Origin of the sequence: Paenibacillus alkaliterrae, assembly GCF_021532375.1 — a bacterium.
Taxonomy (GTDB): domain Bacteria; phylum Bacillota; class Bacilli; order Paenibacillales; family Paenibacillaceae; genus Pristimantibacillus; species Pristimantibacillus alkaliterrae.
On record NZ_JAKGAP010000022.1, the window covers coordinates 58,104 to 80,370 of the forward strand.

General features: G+C 49.4%; 31 protein-coding genes and 2 pseudogenes. 30 read left to right on the forward strand and 3 right to left on the reverse strand.

Annotated features, from left to right (window positions below; translation table 11 throughout):
* Positions 1-82 precede the first annotated feature (82 nt).
* The 3 genes from L1N85_RS11210 to L1N85_RS11220 form a co-directional block, all read right to left on the reverse strand.
* Positions 83-1,240: a site-specific integrase gene (locus L1N85_RS11210; protein WP_235237820.1), complete on the reverse strand. Its 1,158-nt coding sequence runs from the start codon at positions 1,238-1,240 to the stop codon at positions 83-85.
* Between the two features lie 101 nt (positions 1,241-1,341).
* Positions 1,342-1,761 carry an ImmA/IrrE family metallo-endopeptidase gene (locus L1N85_RS11215; RefSeq protein ID WP_235237822.1) on the reverse strand — a complete coding sequence of 140 codons (420 nt, stop codon included), beginning with the start codon at positions 1,759-1,761 and terminating at the stop codon, positions 1,342-1,344.
* Positions 1,762-1,773: 12 nt separating this feature from the next.
* Positions 1,774-2,229: a helix-turn-helix domain-containing protein gene (locus L1N85_RS11220; RefSeq protein ID WP_235237826.1), complete on the reverse strand. Its 456-nt coding sequence runs from the start codon at positions 2,227-2,229 to the stop codon at positions 1,774-1,776.
* 232 nt (positions 2,230-2,461) lie between these two features.
* On the opposite strand from L1N85_RS11220, the gene L1N85_RS11225 reads away from it, so the two are divergent.
* The 30 genes and pseudogenes from L1N85_RS11225 (at position 2,462) to L1N85_RS11360 (ending at position 22,265) form a co-directional block, all read left to right on the forward strand.
* Entirely contained in the window at positions 2,462-2,704 is a 243-nt protein-coding gene (locus L1N85_RS11225; protein ID WP_235237827.1) for a helix-turn-helix domain-containing protein, read from the forward strand.
* Positions 2,701-2,919, forward strand: a complete 219-nt coding sequence (locus L1N85_RS11230; RefSeq protein ID WP_235237828.1) for a helix-turn-helix domain-containing protein — start codon at positions 2,701-2,703, stop codon at positions 2,917-2,919. The genes L1N85_RS11225 and L1N85_RS11230 overlap by 4 nt, the downstream gene beginning before the upstream one ends.
* A 36-nt stretch (positions 2,920-2,955) precedes the next feature.
* Positions 2,956-3,171, forward strand: coding sequence for a hypothetical protein (locus L1N85_RS11235; RefSeq protein ID WP_235237829.1), 216 nt, complete (start codon positions 2,956-2,958; stop codon positions 3,169-3,171).
* A 14-nt stretch (positions 3,172-3,185) separates the two neighbouring features.
* Positions 3,186-3,377, forward strand: a complete 192-nt coding sequence (locus L1N85_RS11240) for a hypothetical protein (protein WP_235237831.1) — start codon at positions 3,186-3,188, stop codon at positions 3,375-3,377.
* A 1-nt stretch (position 3,378) separates the two neighbouring features.
* A complete protein-coding gene (locus L1N85_RS11245) occupies positions 3,379-3,537 on the forward strand; it encodes a hypothetical protein (protein ID WP_235237833.1) in 159 nt (52 codons plus the stop codon).
* Positions 3,538-3,621: 84 nt separating this feature from the next.
* The gene (locus L1N85_RS11250; protein WP_235237835.1) at positions 3,622-4,035 is read left to right on the forward strand and encodes a hypothetical protein; all 414 of its coding nucleotides are present in this window, start codon (positions 3,622-3,624) and stop codon (positions 4,033-4,035) included.
* Positions 4,028-4,267 (forward strand): hypothetical protein, encoded by a 240-nt coding sequence (locus L1N85_RS11255; protein ID WP_235237837.1) that lies wholly within the window; start codon positions 4,028-4,030, stop codon positions 4,265-4,267. Before L1N85_RS11250 ends, L1N85_RS11255 begins: the two co-directional genes overlap by 8 nt.
* Positions 4,264-5,487, forward strand: a complete 1,224-nt coding sequence (locus L1N85_RS11260; protein ID WP_235237839.1) for a DUF2800 domain-containing protein — start codon at positions 4,264-4,266, stop codon at positions 5,485-5,487. The genes L1N85_RS11255 and L1N85_RS11260 overlap by 4 nt, the downstream gene beginning before the upstream one ends.
* A gap of 172 nt (positions 5,488-5,659) precedes the next feature.
* A complete protein-coding gene (locus L1N85_RS11265) occupies positions 5,660-6,250 on the forward strand; it encodes a DUF2815 family protein (RefSeq protein WP_235237841.1) in 591 nt (196 codons plus the stop codon).
* Positions 6,251-6,323: 73 nt separating this feature from the next.
* Positions 6,324-6,812, forward strand: coding sequence for a nucleoside triphosphate pyrophosphohydrolase family protein (locus L1N85_RS11270; protein ID WP_235237843.1), 489 nt, complete (start codon positions 6,324-6,326; stop codon positions 6,810-6,812).
* On the forward strand, positions 6,809-7,123 hold the full coding sequence (locus tag L1N85_RS11275) for a DUF7352 domain-containing protein (RefSeq protein ID WP_235237845.1): 315 nt from the start codon (positions 6,809-6,811) through the stop codon (positions 7,121-7,123). The genes L1N85_RS11270 and L1N85_RS11275 overlap by 4 nt, the downstream gene beginning before the upstream one ends.
* Positions 7,120-7,281, forward strand: coding sequence for a hypothetical protein (locus L1N85_RS11280; protein ID WP_235237847.1), 162 nt, complete (start codon positions 7,120-7,122; stop codon positions 7,279-7,281). Before L1N85_RS11275 ends, L1N85_RS11280 begins: the two co-directional genes overlap by 4 nt.
* A complete protein-coding gene (locus tag L1N85_RS11285) occupies positions 7,278-7,496 on the forward strand; it encodes a hypothetical protein (protein ID WP_235237850.1) in 219 nt (72 codons plus the stop codon). The genes L1N85_RS11280 and L1N85_RS11285 overlap by 4 nt, the downstream gene beginning before the upstream one ends.
* Positions 7,477-9,267, forward strand: a pseudogene (locus L1N85_RS28160) (DNA polymerase); the annotation flags it as partial. The gene L1N85_RS11285 and the pseudogene L1N85_RS28160, both read left to right, overlap by 20 nt.
* A 634-nt stretch (positions 9,268-9,901) precedes the next feature.
* Positions 9,902-10,033: a helix-turn-helix domain-containing protein gene (locus tag L1N85_RS27895; RefSeq protein WP_407946362.1), complete on the forward strand. Its 132-nt coding sequence runs from the start codon at positions 9,902-9,904 to the stop codon at positions 10,031-10,033.
* Between the two features lie 289 nt (positions 10,034-10,322).
* The gene (locus L1N85_RS11295) at positions 10,323-11,225 is read left to right on the forward strand and encodes a DNA cytosine methyltransferase (protein ID WP_235237856.1); all 903 of its coding nucleotides are present in this window, start codon (positions 10,323-10,325) and stop codon (positions 11,223-11,225) included.
* A gap of 219 nt (positions 11,226-11,444) precedes the next feature.
* Positions 11,445-11,705, forward strand: a complete 261-nt coding sequence (locus L1N85_RS11300) for a DUF3310 domain-containing protein (RefSeq protein WP_235237859.1) — start codon at positions 11,445-11,447, stop codon at positions 11,703-11,705.
* Positions 11,706-11,739: 34 nt separating this feature from the next.
* Positions 11,740-12,345 carry a sigma factor gene (locus L1N85_RS11305; protein ID WP_235237861.1) on the forward strand — a complete coding sequence of 202 codons (606 nt, stop codon included), beginning with the start codon at positions 11,740-11,742 and terminating at the stop codon, positions 12,343-12,345.
* A 20-nt stretch (positions 12,346-12,365) separates the two neighbouring features.
* Entirely contained in the window at positions 12,366-12,494 is a 129-nt protein-coding gene (locus tag L1N85_RS27145) for a hypothetical protein (RefSeq protein ID WP_268818241.1), read from the forward strand.
* A gap of 41 nt (positions 12,495-12,535) precedes the next feature.
* Complete coding sequence (locus L1N85_RS11310; protein ID WP_235237864.1) at positions 12,536-12,736, forward strand: hypothetical protein; 201 nt, start codon at positions 12,536-12,538, stop codon at positions 12,734-12,736.
* Positions 12,737-12,805: 69 nt separating this feature from the next.
* Entirely contained in the window at positions 12,806-13,624 is an 819-nt protein-coding gene (locus L1N85_RS11315) for a DEAD/DEAH box helicase family protein (protein ID WP_235237867.1), read from the forward strand.
* Entirely contained in the window at positions 13,617-14,132 is a 516-nt protein-coding gene (locus L1N85_RS11320; protein WP_235237868.1) for a helicase-related protein, read from the forward strand. The genes L1N85_RS11315 and L1N85_RS11320 overlap by 8 nt, the downstream gene beginning before the upstream one ends.
* On the forward strand, positions 14,122-15,108 hold the full coding sequence (locus tag L1N85_RS11325; protein WP_235237870.1) for a DNA-methyltransferase: 987 nt from the start codon (positions 14,122-14,124) through the stop codon (positions 15,106-15,108). Before L1N85_RS11320 ends, L1N85_RS11325 begins: the two co-directional genes overlap by 11 nt.
* Before the next feature lie 12 nt (positions 15,109-15,120).
* On the forward strand, positions 15,121-17,484 hold the full coding sequence (locus L1N85_RS11330; RefSeq protein WP_235237872.1) for a virulence-associated E family protein: 2,364 nt from the start codon (positions 15,121-15,123) through the stop codon (positions 17,482-17,484).
* A gap of 306 nt (positions 17,485-17,790) precedes the next feature.
* On the forward strand, positions 17,791-18,078 hold the full coding sequence (locus L1N85_RS11335; protein WP_235237875.1) for a VRR-NUC domain-containing protein: 288 nt from the start codon (positions 17,791-17,793) through the stop codon (positions 18,076-18,078).
* The gene (locus tag L1N85_RS11340) at positions 18,068-18,496 is read left to right on the forward strand and encodes an HNH endonuclease (protein ID WP_235237877.1); all 429 of its coding nucleotides are present in this window, start codon (positions 18,068-18,070) and stop codon (positions 18,494-18,496) included. The genes L1N85_RS11335 and L1N85_RS11340 overlap by 11 nt, the downstream gene beginning before the upstream one ends.
* A pseudogene (locus L1N85_RS11345) lies at positions 18,493-19,876 on the forward strand (SNF2-related protein). Before L1N85_RS11340 ends, L1N85_RS11345 begins: the two are co-directional and overlap by 4 nt.
* The gene (locus L1N85_RS11350; RefSeq protein WP_235237878.1) at positions 19,860-20,279 is read left to right on the forward strand and encodes a transcriptional regulator; all 420 of its coding nucleotides are present in this window, start codon (positions 19,860-19,862) and stop codon (positions 20,277-20,279) included. Before L1N85_RS11345 ends, L1N85_RS11350 begins: the two are co-directional and overlap by 17 nt.
* A 287-nt stretch (positions 20,280-20,566) precedes the next feature.
* The gene (locus L1N85_RS11355) at positions 20,567-21,013 is read left to right on the forward strand and encodes a terminase small subunit (protein ID WP_235237882.1); all 447 of its coding nucleotides are present in this window, start codon (positions 20,567-20,569) and stop codon (positions 21,011-21,013) included.
* Positions 21,003-22,265, forward strand: coding sequence for a PBSX family phage terminase large subunit (locus tag L1N85_RS11360; RefSeq protein WP_235237885.1), 1,263 nt, complete (start codon positions 21,003-21,005; stop codon positions 22,263-22,265). Before L1N85_RS11355 ends, L1N85_RS11360 begins: the two co-directional genes overlap by 11 nt.
* The last annotated feature ends 2 nt before the right edge of the window (positions 22,266-22,267 follow it).

Here is a 22,267-nt window from a genome sequence, read left to right on the forward strand (position 1 = left end):
GACTGTTATGATGCTCATTACGGTTACAGGTGAAAACCCCCTTATAATTAAAGGGATTTTAGGGGATGGTATACACGTATGCTCACAATTTGACCACTTTGCTCAAAAGAGCGGAAAATTTTTCGGAGGCTTCTTTCTTCACTGCCTTTGTTACATGAAGATACACTAACCTGGTTGTAGCATCACTCTTATGGCCAAGTCTTTGCATGATCGCCTCCAAACTCACTCCTGCTTCTGCACATAGCGAGGTATGTGTATGCCTAAGTGAATGCGGCGAGAACTTTTGCGGGAGATCCATCCACTGCGTAAGGCGTTTCATTCGATGCTCAATTTTTCTGCGCGTTGGAGGGTACCCGAACGAATTATCATCCCGCCCAAACACAAAATTTTTATCATGGTAGACATCGCGCTTACTCATTTTGAATTCATTTTGCTTTGCTTTGTGTCGTTCTAATTCAGCGATAATGTTCACGTCCACGTCTATTATACGACGTGACGATTTTGTTTTAGGAGTGCCTATTCTGTACTCTTCCGCCTTGTCCTTAAGATTAACAAGTGTTCCATTTACAGATATTGTGCAATTTATGATATTGATGTCCGACCAGGTAAGTGCACACAGCTCGCCGATCCGCAGACCAGTGTAAGCGAGAACTAGAAACATTAGGTAGTCGTCGTGCAGTCCCCGGTGTTTGGCGAGTCGCAAAAACTCGGCCAACTGCTCCTTCTCCATGTATTTCGGTAATTCTTCCTCATCTGCGGCAGACGGCACTTTCGCGTACTCGGTAGGGTTGATTTTTATTTCTGAAAACTCCATCGCTTTCTTGAATAACAATTGCGCAACACCGTGTATCCCTTGAACTGTGCTGTGCGCCATCGTCTCAGACATATTTATTAATACATCTTGGTATTTCTTGCGAGATATATTGCGTAAACGGACTTTAGCGAAATACTTCAAAAGGCTTTTTATCTGGTATCCTCTCTGTCTGATAGAACTTTCCTTTGCGTTACTGGCACGATAAAGTTTAAGCCAGGTATTGGCAAACTCCTCGAAAGTAGTGTTTGATTCTTTGACATAGACGCCATCTGCCACTGCCGATTCAACCTTAGCCGCAGCAAGTTCAGCCTCCCGTTTAGTTCTGAATCCGCCTTTAGAATCTTGGTTACGTTCCCCAGTAACTGGGTCCTTCTCGAGATCTACGGTATATGACCAAGTTTTACCACGCTTACGAATGTATGGCATGTCTTATTTCTCCTCTCAATTAGAACGTATGTTCTATTTTTGGTATATAGAAAACCGCCTCGCAGCGGCGAAAGCGCAAGGTTATAAATATATGATGGTGCTTATTTGTAGAAACGTTTAAATCTTGCCATTTGTTCCGGTATCCCGCAGATTGCAGCAGCTTCGCTTATCGTGTGCTCCAGCAGCAGCTCATCTGGGATAAGGAGCTCTGCTGCAAATTGGTTTGCCTCCCGTTCGATGCGATCAACGGAAAACAACGTGTGCCTTTTAAGGAATGGCGTGTTCACTTTTGGGTGAAGCAGGGCATGTCCGAGTTCATGGGAACAAGTGAAGCGCATTTCGATTTCATCAAGTGAGTTATTAAGGTGAATCATCTTCATTCGTTTATAAGTATTAAAATAACCCATAACGCCGCCGAGCGGCTCGTATACGACTAGGATGTTTTTCTGCTTCGCAATGGTGAAAGGGTTATTCGTTCCATAATTACGGGTCAGCTGACTGACCATACGTCTGATCCCCATCCAGTGCGCCCCTTATTTGTTTTTGTTTTTATTAGGGTTGAATTTTCGTTTTGCCATCCCTTTAGCTAGTCGCAAGGAATTTTCAAGTGAGATCCGCATGAGTTCTTTTGTTTCATCATCCATCGGCTCGCCGTGGAAAGCTAACGCTTCGTTTGATTCGAGCTCGCCGATCATGCGCTCCAGATCAGTCGCAATGTCACGTTCCTCTCTAGCCGATAAACCGTTTGAATCATCGGTATATCCTTCCGCGTAATCTTCCTCTGACACTCTGCTCGACATCCCCAACAATTCATTTGCGCTTACCTTTAGTACATTAGCGATCGCAGTTAGTGTATCAAGACTAGGGTTATATCGGTCACGTTCTATGTCTGCTATGTATGAGCGGGATATATTAGCTTTATCAGCCAACTCCACTTGAGTAAGTCTTTTTGCTTTGCGGTAATTTTTAATATTTTCCCCGATAGACAATTTCCTGCACTCCTTTTAAGTCGGTGGATCCGACATTTATTTCATTATACAGCCGTAATGACGGTCATACAAGTCCTAAAATGTCGTAAATACAAGTATAATTGACCTATTAGACGGAAATACCAGTAAATAGCTAGCGTATGCTCTTAAATGCTCGAATATGACTAAAAATCGAATTTTACAAAAATGACGGAAATACTGTACATTTATTACACAGGAGGTGATACAAACAATGGATAAGAAAGCACTAGGAAGCGCCATCCAAACAAAGCGCAAAGCGTTGCACTTAAAGCAGGCCTCTGTTTCTGAAACGACAGGGTTGTCTAGGAGCTACCTTTCTGATATTGAGAACGGAAGGTATGCACCTAGTGTCGATGCACTATCCAAAATCGCCATTGCGCTGAATTTGGATTTAAACTTTCTCAAAAATGACGGAAATACAAGTATCCAAGGCGAGGGAGTTGGTGATCAGTGACTCAAATAAAACTGCTCACGTTAGAACAGCTACCCAGCATTTTAACAGCTCAAAATATCGCTGATTACCTTGTGATAGGGCGTAAACGTGTTTATGAATACATGCAGCTTTCGCCAGCTCACGGCGGTATACCTTGCTTCTCACTAGGTAAAACGAAGCGAGTTGAGAAAAAAGATTTTGAGAAGTGGATAGCTGATCGCAAGAACAACAAATAGATGTCTGATGGAATTACGTGAAGGAGGTGAAAAAGAATGAGTGAACAGGGTTATCGTGAACTTGCTGCTCGTCAAGCAGCGCAGCTGCTCGAAGCTGGCTTTATTGCTAAAGACGAAAATGGCAGTGCAGTGCTTACCGAAAAGGGCAAGCAGCGTGCAGCAAAACGGCTGGACAAGCTGCCGATCGGTGACGATGTACTTATTGAAATCGCATTCTGTGAAGCGCATCATATCGGCTTCAATCCATTTTAAGGGGGCGAAAACCAATGAATCCGACTCAGAAAGCAGTTCAGCACATGGAAGAAGGCGTTATGCTCTTGCGAGCTGCTAAACGCAACCTGTTACAAGCTCGTAGCGATCAACATGTTCCGCTAGCGATGGTGATCGCATCACTCGAGGAAATTCTCGATGTACTAAAGGACCCTGAGTGTACGCCAGCAATATTAGGGGGTGAGTAATATGCCTGAGGAGCTGGAATTGCGTTGGAGGAAATACGAGCTGCAGCGGATGCGCTGGCGGTTAACAAATCGTATCGAAGTCGATCCGCGTGTTCTGCCGACTGCGCTTGATTGGTTAGACGGCGAGATCGCACAGATAGAAAAAGCCCTCGCGGGTTAGGAGCCGCAAAGGCCGTTTAAATCAAAAACCAAGTTACCGCCAGCATATCACATGTTGGACGGATTGAAAACAGGAGGTTTTATCATGCCAGTAAATATCCATATTAGCGGCGAGAACGCCGAGCAAGCAGTATTAGAGTTATCTGTTCTAGCAGGTCGGATCGGAGGATTTGCGGCTCCTGTCGTACAACCAGAGGCCACCCCAGAAGCGCCTAAGCAGCGTGCAACTCGCGCGAAGTCGGAGAAAGCAGAGCCTATTGTTGAGCCAGAAGTGAAGCCGGATCCAGTTCAAGAAGAGCCGGAATCGACTGATGACGATGAGCCGTCCACATATTCCGTTGAGGATCTGAGAGCAAAGGCGGCTGAGGTGGCTAAGCTTGGTAAGCAGGCAAAGGTTAAGAAGGTGTTGACCGATTTCGGCGCGGCTTCTATTAGTGCTGTCCCTGAAGATCAACGTGCTAAGGTTTACGCGGCGCTTGAGGCTGTTGCGAATGAGTAGTGCTACACAAGCGCGGGATTTAGAATCTGATCTCGAATACGTGGACAGTTGTTCAACGCTGTTCTTAGCCGCTGGTTATCATTTTTCATTTCCCGGATTCATTAAAAACGCATTAATCGGCTGGCCTTATGCGATAAAACGTGCCATGGAAGCAGAGAAAGAAGTCGATCGTCTCCGCAATGAGCTTAACATCCTGCAGGAGCAGAAACGGGGAAGAGGGTGCTGGGATTGACTCAAAACCATTCAAGCCGTGCGCATGCCAAATTATCGGCATCCGGTTCTAAGCGCTGGCTAGCTTGCCCGGGGAGTGTCGGGCTAGAAGCGTTGTTCCCGAGCGATAGTGGTAGTAGCATATTCGCCGCTGAAGGTACAGCAGCCCATGAGTTGTCTGAGATTCACCTGGCTTACCTGTTTAACCATATCGACAAGAAAGAGCATACAAAACGTCTGAAAGTCGCTACGAAGGGCCAGTTCTACAGCCAAGAGATGGAGGACCACGTTCAAACCTACATAGACGTGGTCGTCGAGCGGATCAATGAGGCCCGCGCTAAAACGCCGGATGCGACGGTCTTGTTCGAGGAACGGCTGGACTTCTCACCGTGGGTGCCGGAGGGCTTCGGTACAGGTGACGTGGTGATCATCGCAGACGGTACGCTTGAGGTCATCGATCTTAAGTATGGCAAGGGTGTTCCCGTTTCTGCTGAGGATAACAGCCAGCTCCGGCTATACGGGCTCGGCGCCATCAATGGCTTCAGCTTTCTTTACGATGTGCAGAACGTCCGTATGACGATCGTCCAACCGAGGCTCGACAGTGTATCGACGGAGGGGATGACTGCAGAGGAACTGCTCAAGTGGGCAGACGAAGTCGTGAAGCCCGGCGCGGAGCTGGCCGTATCCGGAAAAGGTGAGACGAAGGCAGGCGAACACTGCAAGTTCTGCAAGGCTAAAGCGGTCTGCCGCGTCAGGGCCTTTGCGAATCTTGAGCTTCTCGCTCATGAGTTTAAAGAGCCGGAGCTGCTGTCTCTTGAAGAGCTTGCTGAGATCCGGGGCAAGATTGATAACCTTGTCAGTTGGGCTGGCGATGTGAAGGATTACATGCTCGAGCAGGCTGAGAAGCATGATGTTAGATACCCTGGCTGGAAGCTTGTCGAAGGTCGTAGCAATCGGATTTACAGTGACAAAGATGCAGTTAAATTCACGCTTGAGCAAGCGATTAAGCAGAAGCATTTCGGACAGCACTTTAAGCCGGATTCCATCTATAAGCCGCAGGAGCTTGTCGGCATAACGGAGATGGAGAAGGTCGTAGGTAAGAAGATGTTCGGGGAGCTGCTGTCTGATCTGGTGATTAAGCCGGCGGGCAAGCCGACTCTTGTAGAAGAAGCGGACAAGCGTCCGGAGCTGTCATCCCTAGCATCGATTGAGTCTGAATTCCAAGGTGAGGATATTGGCTGATCAATGGGGTATCTACAGCACTATTTCGAAAAAGTTTTGCTTTGGGATCTCTGAACCTTCCAAAAAGCTTGCACAAAGAGCCTTATTCAATAAAATCGGTACGGACGCCTATAAATGGCGCTTCATGCCTAGAGTAATCATTCAAAAACCAATTATAAAGGAGCCAACAAACATGGCTATTACAAATACGGATACAAAAGTAGTCACTGGAACAGTTCGTCTCTCTTATACACACGTTTTCACTCCGCAATCCATCGATGGTGGCGATGAGAAGTACAGCACAGCGATCCTAATCCCGAAGTCGGACAAGGTGACGCTGCAGAAGATCAAAGCAGCTGTTGACGCTGCGAAGGAGCAAGGCAAGAGCAAATGGGGCGGAAAGATCCCTGCTAATGCTAAGACGCCGCTGCGTGACGGTGATGAGGAGCGTCCGGACGATGAAGCCTATGCTGGTCACTTCTTCCTGAACGCTTCCAGCAAGAACAAGCCTGGTGTTGCAAAGAAAGTCGGCCGAACGCCTGAAGGCAAACCGAAATTTGCAGAAATCACGGACACAACGGAGGTTTACTCCGGCTGCTATGCGAAGGTCAGCCTTAACTTCTACCCATTCGATGCGAAGGGGAACCGCGGCGTGGCTGCTGGTCTGAACAACATCGTTAAGGTACAGGACGGCGATTTTCTTGGCGGCCGCAGCAGCTTGAACGATGACTTCTCTGATACGGAATTCGAGGACGACCTTGGCGAAGAGGATTATCTGAACTAATTTCTTTTACTTAACAGCAAGGGATTCGGCAACGGGTCCCTTTTCTTATCCAAAAATACGGGAGGTTTTAAGGATGAGCTATTTATATAGGACGGAGCAGGCGATCGCTGAAGGCAAGCTAAGCGAGCTTCATGCAATCGAGCTTGCGAGCCGATTAGATGAGGCTGAACAGGCAATTGAGAAGCTACTGGACGTGCTTCGCCAATCACAGGCTGATTTTCGCAAGGCTGTGAGCCTTACGGTTAACGAGCTGGGCAAAGTAGCGCACGCGAACGCCATCGATAAAGGCTGGTATTCAGAGCCGCGCAGCTTCGGTGAGGTAATTGCTCTTATGCACAGCGAGCTGTCGGAAGCGCTAGAGGATCACCGGAACGGCCGTGGCTTTACGGAGATATGGCTTGAAGGCGACAAGCCGTGTGGCATCCCAACGGAGCTGGCGGATACGGTGATTCGGATATTTGACACTTGCGGGCATCTCGGTATCGATCTGGGTGCGGCAATCGCTCAGAAGATGGCTTATAACGCTACTCGAAGCGTGAGGCACGGAGGTAAAAAGCTATGACTACCGTCTATAAATATTTTGTTCCAGTTTCAAACCTTGTAAATTACGTATCCATGCCAGTGGGCTCGCGCATCATTTCGGCTATTGAGCAAAACGGGGCAATCATTGTTTATGCGCTCGTCCCTACGCCGGTATCCTTGCCTATCTGGGATGAGGCAAAGCGGATTCTTGTTCTCGGCACCGGCCAGGAGTTTAATGACGAGCGGGAGAACGAAATTAAGCCTTTCGATAAAATCCGGTTTATATCAACGGTAAAGATCGGGCCTTATGTGTGGCATGTATCCGAATTGGTTGAGGGAGTGGAAGAATGAACAATCCTATCCAATGGTATCTATGGGCTTGTAGCGCCTGCAGCTCGACGATGAAAATCAATCACGTTGCAAGCGAGCAGGATTATGAACGGTTTAAGGCTTGTCATTGCGGCGGGACGCTTGAGTATAAAGAAGATTTGGAGGGTGACGGCGAATGAGATTTAATCTTGAAAACAAGAATCATCAAGCTATCGTTAATGCCATGTTTTGCATGATCGAAGAAGACGGTATCAAGCCGAGCGAAGTTTACAAGACAATAAACGACATTATACGCGAGTCGCATCTAAGCTGTATAAATCTGTATCACTCGGTCAAAGGTGATCCGAAACCGGAAGAGATTAGAGGGCTGCTGAATGACCACGCTCATAATTGATATCGAAACATACTCCTCAGTAGATCTAATCAAATGCGGCGTTTATAAATACGTCGATTCACCTGATTTTGAAATTTTACTATTCGGTTATACCTTCGATGACGATCCCGTTCATGTTGTTGACTTGCTAGACTTCGAGACATTGCCTGACAACGTATACGATGCACTCACAGATCCGGCAGTTACCAAGACCGCGTTTAATGCTAATTTCGAGCGGACCTGTATTGCGAAGTGGTTTCATATGCCGATGGAGCCGGAGCAGTGGAGGTGTACGGCGGTTCATGCTTTATATCTCGGCTTGCCGAATTACCTGGACGGCGTCGCAAAGGTGCTCGGGCTGGAAGCTCAGAAGGATACGGCGGGCAAGAACCTAATCAAATATTTCTCACTCCCATGCAAGCCGACCAAAGCAAACGGCGGCCGAACGCGTAACTATCCGCATCATGATCCGATTAAATGGCTCAGTTATAAAGCCTATTGTGGCCAGGACGTCGTCGTCGAGCGGGATATAAGCCAAGTACTTGAGCAGCACCCTATTCCGGATAGCGAGCACCGGCTATGGGCGCTGGATCAGAAGATTAATGACCGTGGCGTTCGGCTGGATCCGCAGCTTGTGACTCATGCGATTGCCTGTGATGAACAGTACAAAGAGAAGCTTATGGCGGAAGCCGTGGAGCTGACGGGGCTGGATAACCCAAACAGCGGACCGCAGATCAAGGCATGGTTACTGGAGGCTGAAGGGTTGGAAGTTGACAGCCTGACAAAAGACACGGTGCCGCTGCTACTCGATCAGGTTGAGAGTAATACGGCCAAGCGTGTACTGGAGCTGAGGCAAGAGCTCAGCAAAACGAGCGTGAAGAAGTACCAGGCGATGGAGCGTGCGATCTGCTCCGACAGCAGGGTGCGCGGGCTGCTCCAGTTTTACGGTGCTGGCCGAACCGGGCGATGGGCTGGACGACTTGTGCAAGTACAGAATTTGCCTCGAAACTACTTATCCGATTTGGGACTTGCTAGACAGCTATTAATAGAAGGGAATTACGAGTTGCTGGAATTGCTGTTCGCCAGTGTGCCCGACGTTCTATCTCAACTGATCCGGACCACGTTCGTTCCGTCTGATGGTAATACCTTTGGGGTAGCGGACTTCTCGGCTATCGAGGCCCGCGTTATTGCATGGCTGGCCGGAGAGCAGTGGCGGTTGGACGTATTCGCGACACACGGCAAGATCTACGAGGCGTCTGCAGCCCAGATGTTCAAGATACCGCTTGATGAGGTTACGAAGGATGATCGGCAGCGCGGCAAGGTAGCGGAGCTGGCGCTTGGCTATCAAGGCGGGCCCAATGCTCTTATTACGATGGGCGCTTTGGATAAAGGGCTTAAAGAGGAAGAGCTACAGCCGCTTGTTGATGCTTGGCGTGAAGCGAATCCAGCGATCAAACGTTTCTGGTATGCGGTCGGCGATGCCGCGGTTAAAGCGGTTGAGGAGCAACGGACCGTGAAACTGAATCATGGCATTTCATTCATTTACACACCTGGCACGCTGTTCTGCCAGCTGCCGTCCGGTCGTCGGCTTGCTTACTTTAAGCCACGGCTGGAGGACGGCAGCTATGGCAAGAAGCAGCTCAGCTATGAGGGCGTTAACGATAAGAAGCAATGGGTACGGCTCCGGACATACGGCGGGAAGCTTGTCGAGAATTGCCTGTCCGGTGAAACGCTCGTTTTAACCGATAAAGGGTGGGCGCGAATGGTGGACGTCGAATCTGATAGCCTGCTATGGGATGGCATTGAATGGGTGCAGCATGACGGCCTTATTAGTAACGGCATGCAGGGCACGATTGATCTTGATGGCGTTAGAGTGACGCCTGACCATAAAATACTGACCGAAATGGGGTGGCGAAGTGCATCATCGTGCGAAGGATATTACCGGGCTTCGGTTTCACTCCCTAACAGCTTTGACGTATGCGGGGTCAGACGGGAAAAAGTCACTATGGGAAATCCAATGCGATTGCGGAAAAATCATAACGATGCCAGCGAGCGAATTCAAGAAGGGCAAACAGAAGTCATGCGGATGTCAGCGCAGCGAATTGGTTGCGGAGAGTCGGACGACACACGGCATGTCACGACATCCATCTTTTGCGGTATGGCGATCCATGATAGACCGCTGCAAGCTCCCGACACATCAAGCATGGAAGAATTACGGCGCTCGGGGGATTTCAGTTTGCTCGGAATGGGTGGAGAGCTTCGAAACATTTTGGCAGGACATGGGGCCGACGTATCAAACGGGATTGACGATAGAACGAATGGACGTGAACGGGGATTACACAAAGGCGAACTGCTGCTGGGATACGATGAAACAGCAGGCGAACAACAAGCGGAACAACGTGAGAATACAGACGCCATGGGGCGAAATGACAGCAGCAGAAGCGGCGGATCGTTCGGGGATCAATCGGACAACGCTCTATTACAGACTGAAGACCGGGTGTCCGCAGAACCTTTTGTTTGCAGAACCGGACGTTACGAACCGGTTTACGACATTGTAAACGCCGGACCACGTAGCCGCTTTACGGTCCTTGGTGATTCAGGGCCGATGATTGTTCATAACTGCGTGCAGGCGATCGCCCGGGATTGTCTGGCTGAGTCGATGATTCGACTGGACGCCGCCGGCCACAACATCGTTATGCACGTACATGATGAGGTCATATTGGACGAGCAGTCAGGCTCACTTGAACGGGCATGCGAGATTATGGGTCAGCCGATCAGCTGGGCGCCGGGGCTTCCGCTGCGGGCTGATGGTTTCGAGTGTGACTTCTATAGAAAGGATTGATCGATTTGAATCAACTTGATGTATTTGCTGGAATAGGCGGCATATCGTTGGCGGCGGAATGGGCAGGGATTAATACAGTTGCCTTTTGTGAAAAGGAACCTTTTGCTCAGTCTGTTCTTCGTCGCCGATTTCCAGAAAGACCGATATATGAAGATGTTTTTAATTTAACACGAGAGGTGATGGAGCTTGATGGAATTGCGGACATTGATATCGTCGCAGGTGGCTTCCCCTGTCAACCTTTCAGTCATGCTGGAAGAAGAACCGGGACGAATGACGACCGTTACCTCTGGCCTGAAATGTGTCGAGTTATTGGAGATGTCAGACCCTCTTGGGTGTTTGCTGAAAATGTTGACGGGCTCGTCAGTATGGCACAATCCAATAGTGAAATTGTCTTGGAAGACGAGACAACTCTATGCGAGGAAGCGGAAATGGTCCTCGAAACCATTAGGAAAGACCTTGAAGAAATTGGATATCAATCCGTCCCAGTTGTTGTTCCAGCTGCAGGTATCGGCGCGATGCATCGGAGATACCGGATCTTCATTCTGGGCTACACCAAGCGCAGCAGACGCAGTAGGGAGTCACGGGGGGGGCAAGGCAGAAGTCTTCGAACGGACATGGCGGAATGGAAGGCTGGGCTTTGGCCGACTCCGAGGGCCAACGATGCGGAGAAGCACGGCGAGATAGCGAACGATCCGAGGAACGGGCTTCCGGCGGCGGCTCTATGGGGGACTCCGACAGCATCATCTTGCAAAGGGAGCTCTCCTTACGGGTCGGATCGGTGGGAAGAAGAATTGAGGCGGGGCAACATCAAGGGTCAGGTAATGGAGCCGAACAACAAAGGGCAGTTGAATCCAGATTGGGTGGAAACCCTTATGAACTTTCCGATTGGTTGGACGGATGGGGAATGAATCCCTTGGATGCTCTTGTTAAATTTATATCGTCTTATCCTCAACCTGCACCTCGCGGTATAGAACAATACAGCTGGGAGCCTCATCGAGTAGCGACAGGTGTAAAAAATAGAGAGCCAAGACTAAGAGCTCTAGGGAATGCAGTTGATCCATTGCAGGCGTTGCCCGTGCTTTATGGGATTCGGGTCATAAATGATTTTTTAGAAAGGATTGATAGTTATGGCTAAAGATAACGTGAATCATCCAGCCCATTATACGGCCGGAAATGTGGAGTGTATCGATGCACTGGAAGCAGCGACTGAGGGGCTAACGGGTATCGAGGCGGTATGTACAGCCAACGCGATCAAGTACCTATGGCGCTGGAAGCGTAAGAACGGCGTAGAGGATCTGCATAAGGCGGTTTGGTATATTAACCGATTGATAGAAAGGGCTGATGAGGATGGAGCGGTTACCGGAACACCTGCATCAGTTAGTTACTGACAATCTTGGTCTCGTACGAAAGGTGGCGAGGCGTATGAGCTTTAGCCTGCGTGATCCGGCTTTGGACTACGACGATCTATATTCCGCAGGCTGTATCGGGTTGATGTTTGCCGCCGCCAATTATGAAGATTCGAAAGGGTTTGCTTTCAGCAGTTATGCATATAGGTGCATCTGGGGTTATGTGGCAAGGTCGATCAACACCAATGCACAAGTAAGGGTTCCCACTCATATCAGGCGGATCGCTAATCGTATTCGGATTAATCACTTATACGATGTCGATTCTGAGGAGTTGGCAGCAAGCTTCGGCGTTTCAGTGGAGCGAATCGACTTTGCAAAACATTTCCTGAGAATCAGGACGTATCCAATTTTGCTTGAAGTCGATGGCGAGATTCAAAACCTTGCTGATCTGTACGCCACGTCCAGTGTTGACACATCAGCTGCTTGTATTAATGAATTTATTCAGTCAATGCCGACCACGGGCAGACGGAGCAAGCGACGCGCTTTGGTAGAGCTCATGTTGCAAGGGATGAACGCTTCGGAAGCTGGTAAGCGGTTGGGTTTCTCAAAGCAAGCGGCTCATGTACATTTAAAGGGCGTACGAGAAGCGTGGCATGAGTACAGCTATCAAGTATCTGAATGAATAGGGAGCGTGTACACGGGATGAAAGAAGCATTTAAACAAATTCTCGCTATTGCCTATGGAGAAGTAAAGCACATTAATAATCAAGCGCGACTCCTGCACATCATCGAAGTAGCAGAAGAAGCTTTAAAGACTGAAGAATCAAAATGAATAGTCGACTCATATTGCGAGATAAGAGAGGAGCAAACGAAATGCCGAAATACCGAGTTTATGGAGTTGTGACAGCAACAAAATATCTGGGCGAGTTTGAAGCAGACACAAAGGAAGAAGCGGAAGGAATGGCCTGGGAAAGTGGTGAGGCATACGTTTCAGTGTGTCACAGCTGCTCTGGCGAGGTTGACGGGGCTGAAATAGACAGTTTGGAAGTCGAGGAAATCGACGAGCAGGACTGAATATTAAGTTGTATAGGAGTGATAGTTGTGAGCAGTTATCAGCAATTCATAGAAACTAAGCGGTCAACTTTGCCGCCTAACGGTTTCTCTGTTGGTAGAGACAGCCTGAACGATACGTTGTTCGCATATCAACGTGACATCGTACGCTGGGCGCTAAGGCGTGGACGTGCAGCAATATTCGCTATGACCGGCTTAGGTAAGAGCCGGATGCAGATCGAGTGGGCGGCTAACGTTCACCGATTAACTGGTGGCGATGTCCTACTGCTGGCACCGCTTGCAGTAGCGCCTCAGACGGTTCGTGAAGGCGCGGCACTGGGCTACGAAATAAACCTATGCCGGACACAGGAAGACGTTAAGACTGGGCTCAACATTACGAACTACGACATGCTCCATGCTTTTGAACCTATTCTATTCTCAGGCGTGGTGCTGGATGAAAGCTCCATCCTTAAGTCATTTACAGGCAAAGTACGAACTGCTCTTATAGAATCATTCGCTTATACGCCATATCGACTTGCTTGCACCGCTACGCCGGCGCCTAACGATTTCATGGAGATTGGTAATCACGCTGAGTTCCTCGGTGTAATGAGCCGGACAGAGATGTTGTCAATGTATTTTGTCCATGATGGCGGTGATACAAGCAAATGGCGGCTGAAGGGCCATGCAGAGGATGCGTTCTGGCGCTGGGTAGCATCATGGGGTGTTGTCCTAGAAAAGCCTTCAGATCTCGGTTACGAAGACGGAGACCACGAGCTGCCACCGCTTACGGTGACGGATGTGGTGGTCGAGGTGGAAGGCGAACCTGCAAAGACATTATCAGAACGGCAGAAGGTAAGGCGTTCAACAATTGATCAGCGCGTAGACGCTTTAAGGGGGTTAATTCTTGGATAAATGGTTGATATGGTGCGATTTGAACGCTGAACAGGATGCGCTTGAGAAGCTATTCGAGGGGCAATGCGTATCGGTTCGAGGCAGTACGCCTGCTTCTAAGCGACTGGAATATGAAAAGGCGTGGCGTGAGGGTGACGTACCGATTATGATTTCCAAGCCTTTGGTCTTTGGATTCGGTATGAACTGGCAGCACTGCTCCAAGATGGCATTTGTCGGATTGTCGGATAGTTTTGAACAAGTGTTCCAGGCGATCCGGCGCTGCTACCGTTTTGGTCAGACAAAGCCGGTCGATGTCTACATGATCACGACATCTCTGGAAGGTGCGGTATCGGAGAACATCAAACGCAAAGAGTCCGACTTCCAGCAGATGGTCGGGGAAATGGTGAAGTACACCAAGGAGATAACGTCCGAATCCATCCGATCAGCAGACCGCGACGCTACGGAATACGAACCGCAACGAGCTATTATCATCCCGTCATGGTTAAGGAGTGAGTCATTTGCAAGCTAATACGATCGACCAGGCAATAACAGATGATTACGCTTTGTATCACGGAGATTGTGTAGAGGTGACGCGCGGTCTGCCGGATGACAGCGTCCATTATTCGATCTTCTCGCCGCCATTCAGCTCACTTTATACCTACAGTAATAGCGAGCGTGATATGGGTAATAGCGCTAATGATGACGAATTTTATAAACATTTTTGCTTCCTTATCAAAGAGTTGTACCGCATTACGATGCCAGGGCGGCTGGTGTCATTTCATTGTATGGATATCCCTGCTATGAAATCGAGAGACGGTTATATTGGCATAAAAGATTTTCCCGCAAAGCTAAGGCAGGCCTTTGAGGATGAAGGTTTCATCTGGCACTCCAAAGCAACTATTTGGAAGGACCCTTTAATTGAAGCAGTGCGAACAAAATCTATCGGATTAATGCATAAGCAACTTGTCAAGGACTCGCATTTAAGTCGTCAAGGGTTACCCGACTACCTGATCACCATGCGTAAGCCAGGCGACAACCCAGAGCCTATCACACACCCCAATGGGCTCGAACGCTTTTTCGGAGAGGACGAGCCCATTGCACCAAAGGCAGAGCCGACAATAAAAGACAGCCGACAGCATAAGGACATCGCAATGTCTAAAGAAGACCCTGTCTATTCTCATCAGGTGTGGCGGCGCTATGCTTCACCGGTCTGGATGGACATAAGGCAAAGCAATACGCTTCAATATAAGTCGGCTAGAGCGGAGAAGGATGAGCGCCACATATGTCCGCTGCAGTTGGATGTAATCGCTCGCGGTGTGGAGCTTTGGAGTAATCCGGGCGACATCGTGCTCAGCCCATTTGCTGGCATCGGCAGCGAAGGTTATCAGTCTATTAAGATGGGCCGTCGCTTTGTCGGTGTTGAGCTCAAGGATAGTTATTATAAAACCGCTGTCGCTAATTTGGAGATGGCTGTACAAGAAGTGCTGGATGAAATGCTCTCATAAGGACGTGAAGAAATGCATGATGTCGAACTAGCCATCGCGTTCGGGCGGAACCGGAGCGATACAAACTGGCGCAATGAGTATTTATCTTGGACTGAATATGTACAGCGGCTTCGCTCGCTTCGCCGGACGACCGAGACGATGGCCGAGTACGACAAGCTGTCCGTCCCAGCTAAAGGGAAGGTCAAGGATGGGGCTGCTTTCGTCGGCGGGCTCGTTCAGGGTGGGCGCCGGAAGAAGGAGAACGTGGATGCGCGCTGCTTGATCACGCTGGATGTGGACCACGCAGATGAGGACTTTCTCTTCACGCTTGATCTGATCCTTGGCGGTAATGCTTATGTCCTGTACTCCACACACAGCCATCGAGAGGACAAGCCCAAGTACCGGATCGTCGTGCCGACAAGCCGAGAGATGAGCCCGGACGAATACGCGGCAACCTCGCGGAAGCTTGCGGCCAACATCGGTATGCGGCATTTCGATAAGACGACGTTCGATGTACACCGTCTGATGTATCTGCCAAGCTGCTCCAGCGATGCCGAGCCTGTGTTCATCGAGATCGAAGGCGATCCGGTTGACGTTGACAACCTGCTGGCGGAATACGCGGACTGGACGGATCCGGTGCAATGGGAGCGTCATCCGGAGGAAGAGGCGCAGCGGCGGACAGGCGCTAAGATGGAAGATCCGCGTGAGAAGAGCGGCGTGATCGGCGCGTTCTGCCGGCAGTACAGCATCAGCGGTGCGATCGAGACCTTCTTATCGGAAGCTTACACGCCGACAGCGATGGAGGATCGATTCACGTTCACCGGATCCGCTTCCCATGGCGGGCTCGTTGTCTACGATCAAGATACATTCGCATTCAGTCATCATGAATCAGACCCGATTAGCGGCCGAGAGGTTAACGCCTTTGACCTGGTGAGGCTACATAAGTTCAAGGATCTCGATGACAACGCCAGTGACAAGACGAATATCACGAAGCTGCCGAGCTATCATGCCATGTTGGAATTCGCTATGGGGGACGAGCCGGTTATGCGCGAGGTGATTGCGGATGAGTTTGGCGATATGGACGACCTGGACGAAGAAGCGATCGATTGGATGGCCAAACTGGAGCGCAATAAGAAGAATCCGAAGATCATCCTGCCAAGCGCACGTAATGTGGAGCTCATACTCACGAATGGACCTCTTAAGGATGTGCTCGCCTATGACGCTTTCAAGAATACCGAGGTCGTAAAGGATGCGCTGCCGTGGCGTAAGCGAGAGCGGCCAAACACGGAGTATGAGCCATGGCTCGGTGCCGATGACCGCAGGCTGCAGCACTATATTAGTAAGAAATTTAATATCAAATCAGCCGATACGATCAAAAACGCATTGACTGAGGTCGTTCACGCGAACACCTTCCACCCAGTCAAGACCTACCTTGAAGCACAGTACTGGGATGGGGCGCCGCGGCTTGATCGGCTGTTTATCGATTATCTGGGCGCTGAGGATACGCCTTATGTACGAGCGGTGACGCGGAAGATGTTCGTGGCTGCTATCAAGCGGATCTATGAGCCCGGGTGCAAGTTCGATTATATGCTCGTGCTGGTTGGGCCGCAGGGGGTCGGTAAGAGTAGCCTGCTGGCCAAGATGGGCAAGCAATGGTTTAGCGATTCGCTTAAGACGTTTGATGCCAAGGAAGCCGGTGAGCACCTGCAGGGGGCGTGGATCATCGAGATCGGTGAGCTGGCAGCGATGAAAAAGGCCGAAGTAGATGAGATCAAGCAGTTTTTATCCAAGGAAAGCGACAGGTACCGGGTCGCTTATGACCGGATGGTTTCAGACTTTCCCCGTAAATGTGTATTTTTCGGCACTACTAATAATCATAATTTCTTACAAGATGCTACAGGGAATCGTCGCTTCTGGCCGGTTACTGTTGATCCGGATAAACGTACCAAGAACCATTTTACGGAGCTTACCGAGGAGATCGTTGGGCAGATATGGGCGGAAGCGCTAAGCATTTATAAGAGTGGCGAGAGGCTGGAGCTTGATGCTGAAATGTACGCTCAGGCTCAAGCGATGCAGGAGCGACACATGGACACGGATCCGCGCGAGGGGTTGATCCAGGAATACCTCGATACCCTGCTGCCGGATAACTGGGATGATATGGACGAGTACGAGCGCCGGGAGTATTTAAGGGTGCCGACTGGAAGTGTTCGGCGGACGCGCGTTTGCGCTGCAGAGGTGTGGGTCGAGTGTTTGGAGTCACCGCTTAAGCTACTAAAACCGTGGGAGTCAAAAGCGATATGTGATATCGTTCGAAGGATTTCAAGCTGGCGTGAACGGGTGCCAGAGAAGACCAGATTCAAGATTTACGGACAGCAAAAAACGTTCGAACGGGTGTAACCGTAAAACGAAAAAGTGTAACCGTAAAAATTTTACGGTTACACCTACTGTACCTTATGTAACCGTGAGTGTAACCGTAAATTTTAAGAGTAAGGTACGGCTTAAAGCCAATAACCATAAGGGTTTAAGGGTTACTGTATCTTATGTAACCGTAAATATCTTATATATAGTGAAAATGTAATTAGCATAGTAAAATGGGCGCCTGTGTACGTGTAAAACATATGCTAACGCGTAATTTGCCCGTATACGCATATGTACGACCCCAACGGTTACATAAGGTACACCCCTTATTTTGGGAGGTAAGCGATGAGAGAGCGGACAATCGAAAAGCGATTCACTGATGAGGTCCAGAAGCATGGAGGCAAGGCGCTTAAATTCGTGTCGCCAGGACATAACGGTGTGCCGGACCGCATCGTGCTTTTACCGGATGGCCGGACGGTGTACGTTGAGTTGAAGGCGCCGGGCAAACCGCTAAAGCCGCTGCAAGCGAAATGGGCGAGGATATTAACCAGTATGGGCCATGCGTTTTATAAAATAGATTCTCACTCCGATACAGATCGATTCATAGCCGAGGTGTTTGGTCATGAAAATTGAGATACGTGGGCGCAAAAAGATACTTGTAACAGAATGCGCATATTGCGGAGATGACATAGAAAAGCCTGCATATACCCGCACACTCGAAGCGAAACGTCATTTCTGTGATCGCAGCTGTAACTTGAAAAAGATGAACGAGGAACTTAACCCGACTCGAATGACCTTTGAAATGCGTATGGCTGTACGCAGGGGTCACCTTGGGAAGGGGCAAGGAAAGGCGTACCCGAAAATACTTGGACGACATGCACATAGGATTGCTGCTGAGGTCAAACTAGGACGGGCACTTCTTCCAGGTGAAGTGGTTCACCATGAGGACGAGAACAGGCAGAACTATAGTCTTGAAAATATAACTATATTATCTTCTCAAAAAGAACATGCCAAACTACACGCGGCAAAGAATAGAGGTGATGCCAAATGAAGTTCATCCCCCATAAATATCAGGAATACGCTGTTGATCGAATCATGGATACCCCAGCTGTCGGATTATTTTTAGAGATGGGCTTAGGTTGACAAAACTATCATAACATTAACCGCGATCGACCGGCTGCTGTACGATTCGTTCGATGCAGCGAAGGTTTTGATCATAGCGCCGAAGCGAGTAGCAGAGGACACCTGGAGCCGGGAGTCGAGCAAATGGAATCATACCAAGCATCTACGGATCAGTAAGATCCTGGGCGATGCCAAGAAGCGAGAGGCTGCACTGAAAGCCGATGCTGATATATACGTGATCAATCGGGAGAATGTCCAGTGGTTAGTCGGATTCCTTGGGAGCAAATGGCCATTCGATACCGTTGTCATTGATGAGTTATCCAGCTTTAAGAGCAGCAGCGCACAGCGTTTTCGGGCACTCAAACGGGTGCGGCCGCTGATGAAACGCGTCATCGGGTTGACAGGTACGCCAGCGCCTAATGGTTTGCTTGACCTATGGGCGCAAGTTTACCTCCTAGATCGAGGTGAGCGTCTTGGAGCAACCGTAACAGGTTACCGCGATCGATACTTTTCAGCTGGTGCTAAAAGCGGTCATGTCGTTTACGAGTGGAAGCAGAAAAAGGAGTCAGAGGAGCGGATCCATGAGCAAATTGCGGATATTTGCATCAGCATGAAAGCAGAGGACTGGCTCGAAATGCCAAAGCGCATCGATCGGATCGTTCCCCTGGTGATGGGTGACAAAGCAAGAGCCCAGTATGAACAGCTTGAACGGGACCTGCTGCTGCCTATGGCTGGATCGGACATTGTTGCAAGCACCGCAGCCGTACTCTCCAACAAACTGCTGCAGATGGCAAACGGCGCGGCTTACGACGAGGACCGCGGCGTTCGTGAGATTCACGACATCAAGCTGGATGCCTTAGAGGATCTGATCGAAGGAGCAAACGGCCATCCGGTTCTTGTGTTCTATGCCTATAAGCATGACCTGAGTAGGATCAAAGAGCGATTCAAGCAAGCCCGAACACTGGATACGGCGGACGATATTGCAGAATGGAACGATGGGGTGATCCCGATGCTTTTAGCGCATCCTGCGTCAGCTGGGCATGGTCTTAACCTGCAAGCAGGTGGTAACATCATCGTTTGGTTTGGGCTTAACTGGAGCCTGGAACTATACCAGCAGGCAAACGCCCGCTTGCATAGACAGGGTCAAACACAAAGCGTTATCATCCACCACTTGGTCGCTGAGGGCACGATTGATGAAGACGTCATGGCTGCACTGGAAGGCAAAGCAATTGGACAAGATGCATTGATGGCAGCGGTTAAAGCTAGAATTGAACGTGTAGGAGGCGACGTATGTGATAAAGATTCGTAAAGGGGCATTCCAGCATGTGGAGTCGGAGCTTTATGCTTTTCCAGATACGAGAAGAGAAATTGTCAGACTTAAAAACGATATCCTTCATGGTAAATCGAGTGAAGATGAAAACGTAGGTGGCGGTCGAAGTAGCTTGCCGAGTGACCCCACAGGACGGACTGCAGTGTTACTGACCAGTCACCGTAAACTAGAGCAGTTGGAGCGAATCCACGATGCGATCGAAACGGTGTACAACATGCTTCCAGAAGAGCGGAAAAAGATCATACGGTTTAAATACTGGACCAGGCCCCAAGTATTGACGTGGGACGGAATAGCACTGGAATCCGGAGTAAGTAGGATAACAGCTATCAGGTGGCGCGATGAGGTAGTTAAGCTGATAGCTGATAAAATAGGCTGGAGATAAAAATGATACTAAAATGATACTTTCGGCCTCAATTTCTGTGATATTATGTCAGTGTGCAAGTATATAAATAAACGATCGAGCCTAGATTCCTCACGAGGACTGGGCTTTTCTTTTTGAGGCGGTGAAACCGTGGGTGTCTTTGAATATAAAAAGTTTCAGGAAGAGCGTGAGCAACCGAAGCCGCCAGAAAAGTGTCAAGGCTGCTATTGGGGAAGATGGACAGGCATTAAGCAGACTTGTATGCGGATGCCGTGCGTTAAAACATAAACGGTGAGGAGGTGATCGATGTGAGGTTGTCGGAAAAGCAGAAACGTTTTGCAGATTATTTCGTCGAATTGGGCGATGCCACAGAAGCATATCTGCGAGCAGGATACAAAGTAAAAAGCAGAGATGTGGCAAAAGTTAATGCGTCAAGGCTGCTGACGAATGCTAACGTCAAGACTCACATTGAAAGCCGAATCGCCGAAAAGGACGCCGCTCGTATCGCCAAACAGGATGAGGTCCTTGAATTCCTTACTAGCGTTCTGCGAGGGCAGGTTAAAGAGCAATTCCCTCTCGGCCTGGGCATGGGCGAACAGTCGCTCGTGAAGAAAGAGTTGGACGGTAAGGACCGCATAAAGGCGGCTGAGCTGCTAGGCAAGCGTTACGGGATGTTCAAGGATAACGTTAATATCGAGGGCTCTGCAATCGTCCAGATCATCGATGACCTCGGGAGTGGCAAGCATGGGGATTAAGATTTCCGAGATTGTAACACCGGCATTCCATGATTTCTGGCAGGCGTCCAATTCGCGCAAGTACCTGAAGCACGTCACGAAAGGCGGCCGGGGATCAGGGAAGTCAGCGCAAATCGCTATGAAGCTGATAAAAGACATGATGAAACACCCGGTCACGGCGCTATGTGTCCGGAAAGTCGGTCTGACTCTTGCTGAGTCGGTCTTTGAGCAGCTGAAAGAGGCAATCGATATATTGGGTGTGAGCCAACACTGGCGCGTACTGAAATCACCGCTGCAGCTCATCTACACGCCTCGAGGGAATAAGATTATATTCCGAGGTGCGGATGATCCGCTTAAGATAAAGTCAATCAAAATGAGCAAGTTCCCCGTAGCGTTCCTTTGGATCGAGGAGCTGGCTGAATTCAAAACCGAAGAAGAGGTATCGACCATCGAAAATTCTGTACTGCGTGCAGAGCTCCCGGACGGTCTTTTTTATGCGTTTTATTACAGCTACAACCCGCCGAAGCGTAAGCAGTCATGGGTGAACAAAAAGTATGACACGGCCATCGATATTCCAGCTAATACGTACGTACACCACTCGACGTACCTGGAGAACCCGCACATCTCAAAGGTTTTCATCCAGGAGGCCGAAACGGTTAAGGAGAGGAATCTCCAGAAGTATGAGTGGGAATATCTCGGCAAAGCGATTGGCAGCGGCGTGGTGCCGTTTGATAACCTTACCTTCCGTCGTATCACGGATGAGGAGTACCAGACGTTCGATAACCTCCGGCAGGGCATCGACTGGGGATACGGCGTGGATCCATTTGCTTTCGTACGCTGGCATTACGACAAGACGCGCCGGCGCATTTACGCAATGGATGAGATATACGGCGTGAAGCTCTCTAACCGGGAGGCAGCTGCTCGTATCAAGTCCAAGGGTTACGATACGCTGCAATCTACCGCAGATAGCGCAGAGCCGAAGTCGATCGACGAGATGAAGAACGAACACCACATCAAAATCAAAGGTGCGAAGAAGGGTGAAGGCTCGGTCGAGTACGGCGAGAAATGGCTGGATGACTTGGATGAGATCATCATCGATCCGAAGCGCACACCGAACCTGGCGAAAGAGTTTGAGGATATCGACTATCAAACCGATTCCGACGGCAATCCAAAAGCGAGACTTGAAGAGAAAAATAATCACGCGATTGACGCAACCAGGTATGCGTTTGAAAACGATATGAAAAATAAACGAGGCATGCAAGTCTTGGAGTGAGG

Excerpts from the sequence above, each read along its gene's own strand:
- L1N85_RS11360 (WP_235237885.1), top strand. The coding sequence starts at position 21,003 with ATGGGGATTAAGATTTCCGAGATTGTAACACCGGCATTCCATGATTTC.
- L1N85_RS11275 (WP_235237845.1), top strand. The coding sequence starts at position 6,809 with ATGACTACCGTCTATAAATATTTTGTTCCAGTTTCAAACCTTGTAAAT.
- L1N85_RS11265 (WP_235237841.1), top strand. The coding sequence starts at position 5,660 with ATGGCTATTACAAATACGGATACAAAAGTAGTCACTGGAACAGTTCGT.
- L1N85_RS27145 (WP_268818241.1), top strand. The coding sequence starts at position 12,366 with ATGAAAGAAGCATTTAAACAAATTCTCGCTATTGCCTATGGAGAAGTA.
- L1N85_RS11330 (WP_235237872.1), top strand. The coding sequence starts at position 15,121 with ATGCATGATGTCGAACTAGCCATCGCGTTCGGGCGGAACCGGAGCGAT.
- L1N85_RS11340 (WP_235237877.1), top strand. The coding sequence starts at position 18,068 with ATGAAAATTGAGATACGTGGGCGCAAAAAGATACTTGTAACAGAATGC.
- L1N85_RS11270 (WP_235237843.1), top strand. The coding sequence starts at position 6,324 with ATGAGCTATTTATATAGGACGGAGCAGGCGATCGCTGAAGGCAAGCTA.
- L1N85_RS11240 (WP_235237831.1), top strand. The coding sequence starts at position 3,186 with ATGAATCCGACTCAGAAAGCAGTTCAGCACATGGAAGAAGGCGTTATG.
- L1N85_RS11225 (WP_235237827.1), top strand. The coding sequence starts at position 2,462 with ATGGATAAGAAAGCACTAGGAAGCGCCATCCAAACAAAGCGCAAAGCG.
- L1N85_RS11310 (WP_235237864.1), top strand. The coding sequence starts at position 12,536 with ATGCCGAAATACCGAGTTTATGGAGTTGTGACAGCAACAAAATATCTG.
- L1N85_RS27895 (WP_407946362.1), top strand. The coding sequence starts at position 9,902 with ATGACAGCAGCAGAAGCGGCGGATCGTTCGGGGATCAATCGGACAACG.
- L1N85_RS11245 (WP_235237833.1), top strand. The coding sequence starts at position 3,379 with ATGCCTGAGGAGCTGGAATTGCGTTGGAGGAAATACGAGCTGCAGCGG.
- L1N85_RS11285 (WP_235237850.1), top strand. The coding sequence starts at position 7,278 with ATGAGATTTAATCTTGAAAACAAGAATCATCAAGCTATCGTTAATGCC.
- L1N85_RS11235 (WP_235237829.1), top strand. The coding sequence starts at position 2,956 with ATGAGTGAACAGGGTTATCGTGAACTTGCTGCTCGTCAAGCAGCGCAG.
- L1N85_RS11250 (WP_235237835.1), top strand. The coding sequence starts at position 3,622 with ATGCCAGTAAATATCCATATTAGCGGCGAGAACGCCGAGCAAGCAGTA.
- L1N85_RS11335 (WP_235237875.1), top strand. The coding sequence starts at position 17,791 with ATGAGAGAGCGGACAATCGAAAAGCGATTCACTGATGAGGTCCAGAAG.
- L1N85_RS11280 (WP_235237847.1), top strand. The coding sequence starts at position 7,120 with ATGAACAATCCTATCCAATGGTATCTATGGGCTTGTAGCGCCTGCAGC.
- L1N85_RS11305 (WP_235237861.1), top strand. The coding sequence starts at position 11,740 with ATGAGCTTTAGCCTGCGTGATCCGGCTTTGGACTACGACGATCTATAT.
- L1N85_RS11300 (WP_235237859.1), top strand. The coding sequence starts at position 11,445 with ATGGCTAAAGATAACGTGAATCATCCAGCCCATTATACGGCCGGAAAT.
- L1N85_RS11215 (WP_235237822.1), bottom strand. The coding sequence starts at position 1,761 with ATGGGGATCAGACGTATGGTCAGTCAGCTGACCCGTAATTATGGAACG.
- L1N85_RS11210 (WP_235237820.1), bottom strand. The coding sequence starts at position 1,240 with ATGCCATACATTCGTAAGCGTGGTAAAACTTGGTCATATACCGTAGAT.
- L1N85_RS11255 (WP_235237837.1), top strand. The coding sequence starts at position 4,028 with ATGAGTAGTGCTACACAAGCGCGGGATTTAGAATCTGATCTCGAATAC.